The sequence below is a fragment of the Streptomyces sp. NPDC005202 genome (genome assembly GCF_040608235.1).
Classification (GTDB): domain Bacteria; phylum Actinomycetota; class Actinomycetes; order Streptomycetales; family Streptomycetaceae; genus Streptomyces.
This window is the reverse complement of record NZ_JBEXHW010000003.1, coordinates 160,174-173,029: the sequence shown is the minus strand read 5'-3', so window position 1 is coordinate 173,029 and position 12,856 is coordinate 160,174. Positions and strand designations below refer to the sequence as shown.

Genomic DNA, 12,856 nt, shown 5'->3' with positions numbered 1-12,856 from the left:
GGGTGAGCGCCATCGTGTGGACCGCCGCCGGATCACTCGCCGCCTGGCTGTGGCTGCTGCTCGGCCAGGGCTTCTTCTGGCGTACGGACGTCAGGCTGCCACCCCGCAATGATCCGGACCCCGACGACTGGCCCTCGGTGTGCGTCGTCGTCCCCGCGCGGGACGAGGCCGCCGTCCTGCCCGAGAGTCTGCCCTCGCTGCTCGCCCAGGACTATCCCGGGCGGGCGGAGGTCTTCCTGGTCGACGACGGCAGCTCCGACGGCACCGGGGAACTGGCCCGGGAGCTGGCGAGGCGGCACGGCGGACTGCCGCTGACCGTGGACTCGCCGGGCGAGCCACCCGCGGGCTGGACGGGCAAGCTGTGGGCCGTGCGCCACGGCATCGGCCTGGCACGCGCGCGTGCCCCCGAGTACCTGCTGCTGACGGACGCGGACATCGCCCACGCCCCGGACAGCCTGCGCCACCTGGTGGCGGCGACGCGCACCGGCGGCTTCGACGTCGTCTCGCAGATGGCCCGGCTGCGGGTGGAGAGCCTGTGGGAACGCCTCGTCGTGCCGGCCTTCGTCTACTTCTTCGCGCAGCTGTATCCCTTCCGCTGGATCGGCCGCAGGGGCGCGCGGACGGCGGCCGCCGCGGGCGGCTGCGTCCTGCTGCGCACCGAGGCCGCCGAGCGGGCGCGGATCCCGGACGCCATCCGGCACGCCGTCATCGACGACGTGGCGCTCGCGCGGGCCGTCAAGGGCGGCGGAGGCCACGTCTGGCTGGGGCTGGCCGAGCGGGTGGACAGCGTCCGCGCCTACCCGCGGCTGCACGACCTGTGGCGGATGGTCTCGCGCAGCGCGTACGCGCAACTGCGCCACAACCCGCTGCTGCTGATCGGCACGGTCGCCGGACTGGCGCTCGTGTACCTGGCGCCGCCCGTGGCCCTGGTCGCGGGCCTGACGGCGGGAGGCGCGACGGCCGCGCTCACCGGTGGCCTCGCGTGGCTGGTGATGACGGCGACGTACGTCCCGATGCTCCACTACTACCGCCAGCCGCTGTGGCTCGCTCCCCTGCTGCCGTTCACCGCGTTCCTGTACCTGCTGATGACGTGCGACTCGGCGGTGCAGCACTACCGGGGCAGGGGTGCGGCCTGGAAGGGCCGCACCTACGCACGCCCGGACACCGCGGCCGACGAGGGCTGACCCCTCACTTGCGGCCGGGGGTCCAGTTCATGCCCCATCCGTAGGCGTGGTCGATCGTCCGCTGCGGACTCACCCCGCGCTCGGGCACCAGATAGCGGGCCTCCCGCTGGACGACGAGGTCGCTCCCGGTGTTGGTGATCAGGGCGAGCGCGCACACCGTCGAGGGGACCGTGCACTCGTCGAGGGAGAAGTCGATCGGGGCGCCGTGCTGCGGCTGGAGGGTGACCGTGGCGTGCAGATCGGCGAAGGAGCGGGCGCCTTCGTAGATGGTCACGAAGACGAGGATGCGCCGGAAGTCGTGCTTGTGGTCGAGGTTGATGGTGAGGTTCTCGCCGCTGGCCACCGCACCGGTGCGGTCGTCGCCGTCGAGGTGGATGTACGGGGGGTGGTGCAGCGAGCCGAAGGCGTTGCCGAGGGCCTGGACGACTCCCTTGCGCCCGTCCGACAACTCGTAGAGGGCGCACAGGTCGAGGTCGAGGTCCGCGTGCGTCGCGACGGCACGGCCGCGCTTGCTGCCCCAGCCGGAGAACTGCTTGCGCACCTGCCAGTTGAGGTTCACGCGCATGGCGCCGGAGGTGCCGCCCTGCTTGGTCAGCGACACCGACGGGGCCGCCTTGGTGAGGGTCACCTTGGTGAGACGGACCGGGGGCGCGGGTGGCGCCGCCGGCGGCGGCATAGTGGGCGGGGGCATGGTGACCGGGGGCGCGGCCGGCGGCGGAGGCGCAGGCTGTCCGACCGGCGCGGGCATCGGCACGGGCGGCCCGACCGGCGGAGGCGCCGTGACCGGGGCCGCGGTGGAGGCCGCCGTCGGTGCAGGTGGCGGTGCCGCGTGCTGCGGCTCGTCCACGGTGATGCCGAAGTCCGTGGCCAGGCCTTCCAGCCCGCTGCCGTACCCCTGGCCGACGGCACGGAACTTCCAGGCGCCCTGACGGCGGTAGAACTCGCCCAGCACGAACGCGGTCTCGACGCTCGCGCCGGTGCTGTCGAAGCGGGCGACCACCGTGCCCCGGGCGGCGTCCTGCACCTCGATGTACAGGTCCGGCACCTGGCCGAACGTTCCGCCGTCCGCCGAGGCGGCCAGCACCACGGTCTCGATCGCGGGCTCCACGCGCGCGAGATCGACGAGGAGGGTGTCGGTCACCCGGCCACCGACGTCCCGCTTGCCCTCGTGCCGGACCGCGCCGGAGGCGTGCACCGGCTGGTTGTAGAAGACGAAGTCCCCGTCGGAGCGGACCTTTCCCCGCATCAGAAGCAGCGCCGAGGCGTCCGCGTCGGGCACGCCCGGTCCGGAGCGCCAGCCCAATTCGACGCGCAGGGCCGTGGTCGGCACCGGCGCGTTCGAGCCTTTCGGCATTGACATGTCCGCCCCCATCACGTGTCGCGCCAGGCCATCTCCCGGCAGTCCGTCGGCTCTCTACCCGGCCAACCTATTCCCAGGGGCGGCGAACTCCCCCGAGGAGCACCGGAATACGTCTGGCCAACCGCCGGTAACCCGCCGGGAACTCGGCCTTTACACGATCTGAACCCCGATCGGTGCCCCTTTTTGCCAACTTCGCTCGCATTGGGGATCCCACGTCACCGCCGACACGGAAAACAACCCTCTTATCGGTCTCCCCAACCAGCACATCGTGGGCTTAACTTAGGTGCCATGACCTCCCCCCGCTCCACTTATGGCGGCGGCTACTACTCCGCCTCCTTCCCGGACACCCCGATCTACGACTCGCTCGTGGCCGAGCGGGGCACCCCCCAGATCGCCCCGATCCGGGTCCCCGCACCGTACGACACGGGAAGCCACCTGCCCGCGCTTCCGTCGGCGCTGCCCGCCCTCCCGGCGGCCCCGTCCCAGCCCTCCTACGGCTACCCGCAGACGCCGCAGCCCGCCCCGCTGCAGCAGGCCCCCACGGCGTACATCCCGCAACAGGCCTCCGCACCGCGCGGGTACCCCGGCCCGCAGCAGCCGCAGCCGCCGCGCCCGATGGCGAACGGCACCGGCTACGAGGCGATGCGCCCCGCGGCTCCCCGGCCCGGTCCGGCGCCGTATCAGGACCCGTACAACAACCAGCAGTACCGCGGCTACTGATCCGCCCCCCTGACTGTCCGTGCCGCCTGGCAGGATGACGTCATGGGGAATGCGGAGCTGCGGTCGATCCACCTCTACCCGGTCAAGGCGTTCCGGGGCATCACGCCCCGGGAGGCCGCAGTGGAACCCTGGGGGCTGGCCGGGGACCGGCGCTGGGTGCTGATCGACGACGGGGGAAAGGTCGTCACGCAACGCCAGCAGCCACGCCTCGCGTTGGCCGCCGCCGAGCCCGGGCCCGGCGGCGGCGTTCGGCTGACCGCACCCGGGCGCGACCCGATCACCGTGCCCGTCCCGCAGCCGGGCGGCACGATGACGCTGGACATCTTCGGCACCAAGGTGGAGGCCGTCCCGGCCGACGACACCGCGCACGCCTGGTGCAGCGGTCATCTCGGCGCGGACGTCCGCCTCGTGCACATGGACGACCCCGCCACGCGCCGGCCCGTCGACCCGGACTACGCCCTGCCGGGCGAGACGGTCAGCTTCGCCGACGGCTTTCCCCTGCTGCTCACCTCGGATGCCTCGCTCGACTCCCTCAACTCGCTGATCGCCGAGGGCGACCATGCCGACGAGGGCCCGTTGCCCATGAACCGTTTCCGGCCGAACGTGGTCGTGGCCGGCACCCCCGCCTGGGCCGAGGACGACTGGTCGCGCGTCGCGATCGGCGAGGTCACCTTCCGGGTCGCCAAGATGTGCGGCCGATGCGTGGTGACCACGACCGACCAGGCCACCGCCGAGCGCGGCAAGGAGCCTCTGCGCACCCTGGGCCGCCACCGCCGCTTCGGCAGCCAACTGGTCTTCGGGCAGAACCTCGTACCGGAGTCGACCGGCACGATCCGGCTCGGTGACCCCGTCACGATCCTCGAGTGATCCCCGGGGCTCGCACGGGGAACCCGGAGCCGGGGCCCGGTCGTTGGGATTTCGTGAGAAGTTCATGAGAGGCCCCGGTCAGAGGTGATTTCGCTCTCTCTTTGACCGGGTCCGCGGGTGAGCGGCTCCGCCGGGGGCTATCACGGAGCGGAAGGGGGTGCGGGACGGTGCGCGCAATCAGCGGACTCTGGCGCTGGCGGAACAATCCGCTGCGCCGCACGACCGATCTGGTCGAGTCCTGGGTGGCCCTGGTGACCCTGCTGCTCACCCTGGTCGCGGCGCCCGTGGTCGGCTCGGTCGTCGGTTCCGTCGCCCAGGACGCCCTGCAGCAGTCCGTGCGGGACCAGCGCCAGGCCCGGCATCTGGTGACGGCCACCGTGGTGAGGAAACTGGACCAGGTCGCGCTGGAGCCGGATCCGGAGACATCCTCGGGACGGGACGTTGGCAGCCGTGTCGTCGCCGACTGGACGGCCCCGGACGGCACCCGGCAGCACGGCCCGGTGACGGCGAGTCTCAAGTCCCCGCAGCCCGGCGACCACTTCCCGCTGTGGACGGACCGGCACGGCCGCCCAGTCACCCGTCCCCTGGACTCCACCACGGCCACGACCCATGCCGTGCTGGCCGGATTCGGCGCGGCCATGCTGACCGCGGGCCTCGTGGAGGGCATACGCCGGCTGATCGTCTGGCACCTGGTCCGCCGCCGGTACGCGCGCTGGGACCAGGCCTGGGACCGTGCAGGTCCGGACTGGGGCCGCACCGGCACCGGCAGCTGACGACCTTCCGGCTCTGGTCAACCGACCGTCCCCGCGCACGCTACGGTGGACCGGCCGACGCATTCGGCAACAATCCGCGTACGACGAGGTGGGGGCACAGCAACGCCATGGCACAGGGCACGGTCCAGGTGACGCACACCGGCACATCGCGGTGGCGGCGCCGCACGGGTGAGTACGCATCGCTCGCCGCCGCCCTGGAGGCCGCCGTGGACGGTGACGTCCTCACCGTCGCCCCGGGCACCTACCGCGAAAACCTCGTCGTCCAGCGTGCGGTGACCCTGCGCGGCCCCGAGGGCTCCCCCGGCTCGGTGCGCATCGCGCCCGTGGACGGGGTGCCGCTGACGGTGCGCGCGTCGGCGGTGGTCCAGGACCTGCACGTGGAGGGACAGGACGCGGCCGCGCCGGCGCTGCTGGTCGAGGAGGGCGCGCCGGAGCTGAGGGACGTGCGGATCGTGACCCGGTCCGCGGCGGGCCTCGAGGTACGCGGCGGCGCCCGGCCCACCGTGCGGCGCTGCACGGTCGACAACCCGGCCGGCATCGGCATCGCCGTACTCGACGGCGGCGGCGGGGTGTTCGAGGAGTGCGAGGTCGTCGCGGCCGGCCAGTCGGGCGTGGCCGTCCGCGGCGGCGCCCACCCCCGGCTGGAGCGCTGCCGCGTGCACCACACCTCCGGCGCCGGCCTCACCGCGACCGGAGACAACTCCGCCCTGGAGGCGGTGGGTTGCGAGGTCTACGAGGTCCGGGGCAGCGGCGTCCAGGTCACCGGACGGGCCACCGCGCACCTCACCGACTGCGACGTGCACCGCACCACCGCGGACGGAGTCACCCTCGACACGGACGCCGTGGTGACCCTCGCCGACTGCCGCATCCACGACATCCCGGAGAACGCGGTGGACCTGCGCTCGCGTTCCGTGCTGACACTGACCCGGACGACGGTGCGTCAGTTCGGGCGCAACGGCCTGTCGGTGTGGGACCCGGGCACGCGCGTGGACGCCAACCAGTGCGAGATCTTCGACAGCACCGGCGACTACCCCGCGGTGTGGGTCAGCGACGGCGCGACCGCGGTACTCGACTCCTGCCGGGTGCACGACGTGCCGGACGCGCTGTTCGTCCTGGACCGCGGCTCGCGCGCGGACGTCGTCGACAGCGACCTGTCCCAAGTGCGCAACACCGCCGTGTCGGTGAGCGACGGGGCCACCGCGCAGCTCGACGACTGCCGGATCAAGGACGCGGCGACGGGCGCCTGGTTCCGGGACCACGGCAGCGGCGGCACGCTCAACAACTGCACCCTGGACGGCACGCAGACCGGCGTCATCGTCACCAAGGGCGCCGACCCCACCATCGAGCGCTGCACGGTCGTCTCCCCCGCTGAGGCCGGCTTCTACGTGTCGGCCGGGGGCCGCGGCAATTTCCTGGGCTGCCGGGTGACGGGCAGCGGGGGCTACGGCTTCCACGTGATCGACGGCTGCCGTGCGACGCTGAGGAAGTGCCGTACGGAGCGGTGTGCGCGCGGCGGGTACGAGTTCGCGGACGGCGGGCCGGACGCCGGGGCCGGGGCGGGCCCCGTGGTCGAGGACTGCACCAGCGACGAGAGCGGGGGCGTGCGCCCGCCCACGGCGCGGGAGACGGCCGTTCAGACGGTGAGTCCCCCACCCGGTCTGCTGGGCACGATCCCCGGACAGCGCACCACCGAGCAGGAGCCCCTGGTGACCGTCCCGGAGCCGGAGAAACCCACCCGGACCGCGAAGGACGTGCTCGGCGAACTCGACGCGCTGGTGGGCCTGGAGAGCGTCAAGCGCGAGGTACGCGCCCTCACCGACATGATCGAGGTGGGCCGGCGCCGCCGGCAGGCCGGCCTGAAGGCGGCCTCCGTCAAGCGCCATCTGGTCTTCACGGGCTCGCCCGGCACCGGCAAGACGACCGTCGCCCGCCTGTACGGCGAGATCCTCGCCTCCCTCGGCGTCCTGGAGAAGGGCCACCTGGTCGAGGTGTCCCGCGTCGACCTGGTCGGCGAGCACATCGGCTCGACCGCGATCCGCACCCAGGAGGCGTTCGAGCGGGCGCGCGGCGGCGTGCTGTTCATCGACGAGGCATACGCGCTCTCGCCCCAGGACGCGGGTCGTGACTTCGGCAAGGAGGCCATCGACACGCTGGTGAAGCTGATGGAGGACCACCGGGACGCGGTGGTGGTGATCGTCGCCGGCTACACGGCCGAGATGGAGCGCTTCCTTTCCGTCAACCCGGGTGTGGCCTCCCGCTTCTCACGGACCATCACCTTCAGCGACTACGGCCCCGAGGAGCTGCTGCGGATCGTGGAGCAGCAGGCCGAGGAGCACGAGTACCGGCTGGCGCCGGGGGCGGCGGAGGCCCTGCTGAAGTACTTCACGGCGATCCCGAAGGGCCCCGCGTTCGGCAACGGCCGCACCGCGCGCCAGACCTTCGAGGCGATGGTGGAGCGCCACGCGGGCCGGGTCGCCCAGCTCGACGATCCGAGCACGGACGATCTGACGCTGCTCTACGCCGAGGACCTGCCCGAGCTGCCCTGAGGCTCGCCGTCGGGACCCATGGGTGGTGCGCCCCGGTGGCGCGGCGTGGGCACCTCCGGGCGCAGCCGGGACAGGAGCCGCTGTCGTTCCTCGGCGAAGGCCGGGTCCGCCTGGTAGTCGGAGTGGCCGAGGATCGGGGCGGGCAGCGGATGCCGCGCGGTACGGCCGTAGGCCGGCGGGTCCTTGAGCGGGGCGCGGTCCACCTCGGGTCCGCAGTCGCCGGGCAGCCGGACCGGGCCGCCGATGGGGTCGGTGAGCCGGTAGAGGTTGCGCCAGCAGTCGACGTCGTGGTGCAGGGCGCCGAGGGCGGCCGGCCCGAAGTGGGCGGGGAACCAGCGGCCGTAGAGGCGCTCGAGTGGGGAGCCGTACGTCAGCAGCGCGACCCGTTTGCGCACCGAGGGGGTGAGCTGCCAGGCCGCGGCGGCCGCGAGCACGCTGCCCTGGGAGTGCCCCGAAAGGACGAGCCGCCCACCCGTGGCACGGGTCCAGGTCGCCATCCGCCAGGTGAGGTCGGGCACCGCGCGTTCGGCATAGCAGGGCGGGGCGAAGGGGTGGGCGGCGCGCGGCCAGAAGGTGCCGACGTCCCACAGGATGCCGATCGTGCGCCGGGCGGAGGCGTCCTTGTAGGCGCGCCGGCCCCAGGTGACGAAGAGGAGGAAGCCGAGCCCTGTCAGCCAGGAGCCGAGGGCCTGCGCGGTCTCGGCCGCACCCTGGACGACGGGGTACGTCCCCTCGGCGGCCCGGACCGGGGTCTTGGCGCTGCCCAGGGCGCCCACGAGCGCCGCGGCGCCCAGCAGGAGGGTGGCGGCGGAGGTGACGCCGACGACGAGGGGACCGTCGTCGGTGAGCGTCGCCATCGCGCGCGTCCTCGCGATCCGGCGGGTGCGCTCCGGGTCCGTCGGCTCGCCCGGGTAGTCCGGCTCCACCGCGGCACGCTCGGCGCGGGCCAGCCGCCAGGTCCGCCCGGCGAGTCGCCCGCAGAGCACCAGCAGCACCACGAGCAGCGGCGGGATCGCGGACGCCTGCCAGGTGAGCAGGACCGGCGGGCCGGCGATGGACGTGCCGGTGCCGTCCAGCCAGTCGGCCACGCGCTGGGACACCCCGCCTGACATCACACCGCCGAGCGCGCAGGCCAGCATCGCGACCGCGGGTCCGCCCAGGCCGCGCAGTGCGGCGCGTGGGTCGATGGGGGTGCCCTCTGCTCGAGCGGAGTCGAGGGCTCGGGGGAGGGTGCGGTGCAGCGCGTGCGCGGCGACGCCGAGGGCGATGACCAGCAGGCCCTGCACCAGGGCGATGCCGCCGAAGGTCGCGTCGCCCGGCAGCCGCCCGGCCGCATGCCACCCGGGGCGCGACCAGCCCGCGTACAGCGCGGCGAGCAGCAGCAGAAGGAGGGCGCCGAGCGGCAGCCGTCGTACGAGGTGCCGGTCCAGTTGCTGGTCGAGTCGGTGCTCGCTGCGGCCCCGGCGGCAGACCACCCACACCACGACGACCGCTCCGGCCACGAGGGCCGCCTGGAGCAGCCACCCCAGCGTGCCGAGGGCCGCGGGCCCGCCGCGGCGGCGGTCGAAGTGCGCCGTCGGCGCGGCGACCGCCGCGGCAACCGTGAGCAGTCCAGCGGCGGTGTGGGCGGCGCGCAGCCGTGCCACCAGGCGGCGGCCGTACCAGAAACCGGACCGGCCCAGGGAGGTGCGGCCGGTCTCCTCCTCGGGCTCGGGCGTCCGGGACATCGGCTGCTGGGACTCGTAGGCGCTCCAGGTGCGGTGGGACAGGTACCAGAGCAGTCCGGTGAGGGCCGTGGGCACCAGGGCCGCGACGGCGAGTCGGCGGCCGGGTGCGCTCCACCAGCCGCCGCCGGCGGGTGACAGGAAGCCCAGCCAGGAGTGCCGTGCGGCACACGCGCGTGTGCCCGCGCACTGCCAGGCCACGAGATCGAGGGCGACCTCGCAGGCGGCCGCGACGAGCAGCACCGTCAGGGTGAGGCCCGCGAGCCGCACGAGCAGCCCGTACAGGCGGACCGTCCGGGTGCGGCCGCGTGCGGTGGGGCGCATCCAGTGGGCGAGGTTGACCACCATGAAGGGCAGCAGCAACAGCCACAGCGCCCGGGTGCCGTTGCCGGAGGTGAGGTTGCACCAGACGTACGCCTCGGGCACCGGTCTGCCGCGGTGCTCCTCGGGCCGGGCCTCCGCGTCGACGTCGTCGGCGCGCCGGAAGACGGCCGCCGTGTCGTCACCGGTGATCCGCACGGTGCGCGGATCGTCCAGCATCTTCTCGGGTGTGGTGCCGCCGACTCCGTGGACCAGGAGTTCCAGAGCGGCACCGGTCGGTTCGGGCCGCGGAGCGGGGCCGTCCGCCCCGCCTCTCGCGGCACGCTGCTGCGCACGTTCCACTGTTCGCACTTCCCCCGTGACGCGCCGTCGGCCTGTGTCCGTGCGGGCACCAGGATCTCCGCTGACGGCGCGCGGCACACCCCACGTCACGGAATCTCCCCGATCTGGGTGACAGCCGTCGCACGATTGAGGCGTGAGTGACATGTGCGCGTCGGGGCGGGCGATGGCGCGACGGATGGCGACCCGTGAAAGGATGGGACGTCCGCGCACCGGGAGACGTGACGAACCTCCTCGTCGGAGCGGGTGCGCACGGCGAGTCGGACGGCTTGAGGCGAAAGGAACCGGAGCACACGTGAGTGAGAATCAGAACCTCCTCGCGGAGCAGCGGCGCGCCCTGATCCTGGACGAGGTCCGGCGCCGCGGCGGTGTCCGGGTCAACGAGCTGACCCGGAAGCTCGGCGTGTCGGACATGACGGTCCGCCGCGACCTGGACGCGCTGGCCCGCCAGGGCGTCCTCGAAAAGGTGCACGGGGGCGCGGTCCCGGTCGTGGAGGCGAGCACGCACGAGCCGGGCTTCGAGGCCAAGTCGGGGCTGGAGCTGACCGCCAAGGAGGACATCGCCCGGGCGGCGGCCCAGCTGGTCGCGCCGGGCACCGCGATCGCGCTCTCGGGCGGTACGACGACGTACGCGCTGGCCCATCACCTGCTGGACGTGCCGGATCTGACGGTGGTCACCAACTCGGTGCGCGTGGCGGACGTCTTCCACGCGGCGCAGCGCACCTCCGGTCAGCGGCAGGGCGCGGCGACCGTGGTGCTGACCGGCGGGGTGCGCACCCCGTCCGATTCGCTGGTGGGGCCGGTGGCCGACCGGGCCATCGCCGCACTCCACTTCGACGTGCTGTTCCTCGGCGTACACGGGATATCCGTCGAGGCCGGCCTGTCGACGCCGAACCTCGCGGAGGCCGAGACCAACCGGCGGCTGGTGCAGTCGGCGCGGCGGGTCGTCGTGGTGGCCGACCACACCAAGTGGGGCGTGGTGGGCCTGAGTTCGTTCGCCGCGCTGGAGCAGGTGGACACGCTCGTGACAGACGCGGGGCTGCCGGCCGAGCCGCGGGCGGAGATCGCGGAGCACCTGCGGCTGGTGGTGGCGGGCGAGTCCGAGCACCGGGCAGACACCTGAGGGGCCGTCAGCTAAGGTGACGATGCCCGGTCAACCGCCCTGCGGGGATGCCACAAGGGGGTTTCGTCCATGGCTCGCCGTCTGCGCCCGGTGGGAATCGACTTCGTCGAGACCGCGCCCGTCCGCCTGGTCTTCGCTCGGGAGATCTCCGCTCCCCCCGATCGCGTCTTCCGCGCACTCGCCGAGGACGTGCCCGGCTGGACCGAGTGGTTCTCGGCGGTGACGTTCGCGCGGCCGACCGACAACGGACGCGAGATCCGGCTCAGGGGCGGTGCGCGATTCCAGGAGACGGTCCTGATGGCCAAGGAACCCGAGGTCTACGCCTACCGCATCGAGGTGACGAACACGCCGGGGGCCCGGGCCTGGGCCGAGGAGTGGCGGCTCTCCCCGGCAGGCGCTGGCACCCGGGTGCAGTGGACCTTCGCCGCCGACGGGGCGGCACCGTTCCGGCTGGTGCTCACCCTGGCCCGGGCGGGCCTCGGGCGCGCCTTCCGGGACGCCGTGACGTCCCTGGACCGGCGACTGGCGACCGCCTGACTCAGTCCGGCCACACGCCCGTCGCCAGGAACGACTCGATCGCCGCCGTGTACGGCGCGATGTCCAGGCCCTGTCCGGCCAGCCACGCGTCCGAGTAGTACTTGTCGAGATAGCGGTCGCCCGGGTCGCACAGCAGCGTCACCACGCTGCCCCGCCGCCCCTCCGCCACCATCCCGGCGACGATCTTCAGGGCGCTCCACAGCCCCGTGCCGGTCGAACCGCCCGCCTTCCGGCCGATGGCCTGCTCCAGGGCGCGGACGGCGGCCACGCTGGCCGCGTCCGGCACCTTCATCATCCGGTCGATGGCGTCGGGCACGAAGCTGGGTTCCATGCGCGGCCGCCCGATGCCCTCGATGCGCGAGCCGCAGTCGCAGGTGACGTCCCAATCGCCGGTGGTCCAACCTTCGAAGAAGCACGAGTTGTCCGGGTCGGCGACGCAGACGCGGGTGTCGAACTGCATGTAGTGGACGTAGCGCGCGATGGTCGCGGAGGTGCCGCCGGTGCCCGCGGTGGCGACGATCCACGCCGGCTCCGGGAAGCGCTCCAACTCCAGCTGGCGGAAGATGGATTCGGCGATGTTGTTGTTGCCACGCCAGTCCGTGGCCCGTTCCGCGTAGGTGAACTGGTCCATGTAGTGGCCGCCGGTCTCCACCGCGAGCCGTGCGGACTCCTCGTACATCGTGCGCGGGTCGTCCACGAAGTGGCACTGGCCGCCGTGGAATTCGATCAGGCGGCACTTCTCGGCGCTCGTCGTGCGCGGCATGACCGCGATGAAGGGCACGCCGATCAGCTTCGCGAAGTACGCCTCGGACACGGCCGTCGAACCGCTGGACGCCTCGATCACCGGGCGGCCCGGCCGGATCCAGCCGTTGCACAGGCCGTAGAGGAACAGCGAACGCGCCAGACGGTGCTTGAGGCTCCCGGTCGGGTGGGTCGACTCGTCCTTCAGGTACAGGTCGATGCCCCACTGCTCGGGCAGCGGGAAACGGAGCAGGTGCGTGTCGGCCGAGCGGTTGGCGTCGGCCTGGACCTTGCGGACCGCCTCTTTCAGCCAGTCGCGGTAGCCGGCCTCGCTGCGGTCGACGTCGAGGGTTTCGCCGGTCCGGCGCTGCTGGGTGGTGCTCACGGCGGGACTCCTTACGCTGGGCGCCGACGGCGCTTCGCGCGGCCGGACCCCCTCGATGATAGACACCTTCAGGACGCTTCTCACCTGCATAAACGCATCTTTGAGCGCCCCAAAGACACTCCTGGGGCGGGGACGCCGGCGCCCCGAGGCAGGGTGCGCGAACCGGTGGGGGGCGCATTCGCGCGAGTACTCCGGGCGCCGGTCGCGAGCGCGCCGTGCGTACTGGTGCTCCGCGC

General features: G+C 73.1%; 10 protein-coding genes. 7 read left to right on the top strand and 3 right to left on the bottom strand.

All coding sequences use genetic code 11. From position 1 onward, the window contains the following. Positions 1-2: 2 nt before the first annotated feature. Positions 3-1,184, top strand: coding sequence for a glycosyltransferase (locus ABZV31_RS07455; protein WP_355889441.1), 1,182 nt, complete (start codon positions 3-5; stop codon positions 1,182-1,184). Between the two features lie 4 nt (positions 1,185-1,188). On the opposite strand, the gene ABZV31_RS07450 is transcribed toward ABZV31_RS07455, so the two are convergent. Further along, positions 1,189-2,538, bottom strand: coding sequence for a TerD family protein (locus ABZV31_RS07450; protein WP_355890065.1), 1,350 nt, complete (start codon positions 2,536-2,538; stop codon positions 1,189-1,191). Between the two features lie 294 nt (positions 2,539-2,832). Here ABZV31_RS07450 and ABZV31_RS07445 point away from each other — a divergent pair, with 294 nt between their 5' ends. From ABZV31_RS07445 to ABZV31_RS07430, 4 genes are all read left to right on the top strand, one after another. Continuing rightward, positions 2,833-3,264, top strand: a complete 432-nt coding sequence (locus tag ABZV31_RS07445) for a DUF6643 family protein (RefSeq protein WP_355889438.1) — start codon at positions 2,833-2,835, stop codon at positions 3,262-3,264. Between the two features lie 42 nt (positions 3,265-3,306). After that, entirely contained in the window at positions 3,307-4,131 is an 825-nt protein-coding gene (locus ABZV31_RS07440; protein WP_355889435.1) for an MOSC N-terminal beta barrel domain-containing protein, read from the top strand. 167 nt (positions 4,132-4,298) lie between these two features. Next, the gene (locus tag ABZV31_RS07435) at positions 4,299-4,904 is read left to right on the top strand and encodes a hypothetical protein (protein ID WP_355889432.1); all 606 of its coding nucleotides are present in this window, start codon (positions 4,299-4,301) and stop codon (positions 4,902-4,904) included. A gap of 107 nt (positions 4,905-5,011) precedes the next feature. Then, positions 5,012-7,450, top strand: a complete 2,439-nt coding sequence (locus tag ABZV31_RS07430; protein WP_355889429.1) for a right-handed parallel beta-helix repeat-containing protein — start codon at positions 5,012-5,014, stop codon at positions 7,448-7,450. Here ABZV31_RS07430 and ABZV31_RS07425 read toward each other — a convergent pair. Further along, positions 7,420-9,837, bottom strand: coding sequence for a hypothetical protein (locus ABZV31_RS07425; protein ID WP_355889426.1), 2,418 nt, complete (start codon positions 9,835-9,837; stop codon positions 7,420-7,422). The two genes, ABZV31_RS07430 and ABZV31_RS07425, sit on opposite strands and share 31 nt — an antisense overlap. A gap of 292 nt (positions 9,838-10,129) precedes the next feature. Here ABZV31_RS07425 and ABZV31_RS07420 point away from each other — a divergent pair, with 292 nt between their 5' ends. Together ABZV31_RS07420 and ABZV31_RS07415 are read left to right on the top strand one after the other, a co-directional pair. Then, the gene (locus ABZV31_RS07420; RefSeq protein WP_355889423.1) at positions 10,130-10,957 is read left to right on the top strand and encodes a DeoR/GlpR family DNA-binding transcription regulator; all 828 of its coding nucleotides are present in this window, start codon (positions 10,130-10,132) and stop codon (positions 10,955-10,957) included. 69 nt (positions 10,958-11,026) lie between these two features. After that, on the top strand, positions 11,027-11,494 hold the full coding sequence (locus ABZV31_RS07415; RefSeq protein WP_355889420.1) for an SRPBCC family protein: 468 nt from the start codon (positions 11,027-11,029) through the stop codon (positions 11,492-11,494). 1 nt (position 11,495) lies between these two features. On the opposite strand, the gene ABZV31_RS07410 is transcribed toward ABZV31_RS07415, so the two are convergent. Next, positions 11,496-12,620 (bottom strand): PLP-dependent cysteine synthase family protein, encoded by a 1,125-nt coding sequence (locus ABZV31_RS07410; protein WP_355889417.1) that lies wholly within the window; start codon positions 12,618-12,620, stop codon positions 11,496-11,498. Positions 12,621-12,856 lie beyond the last annotated feature (236 nt).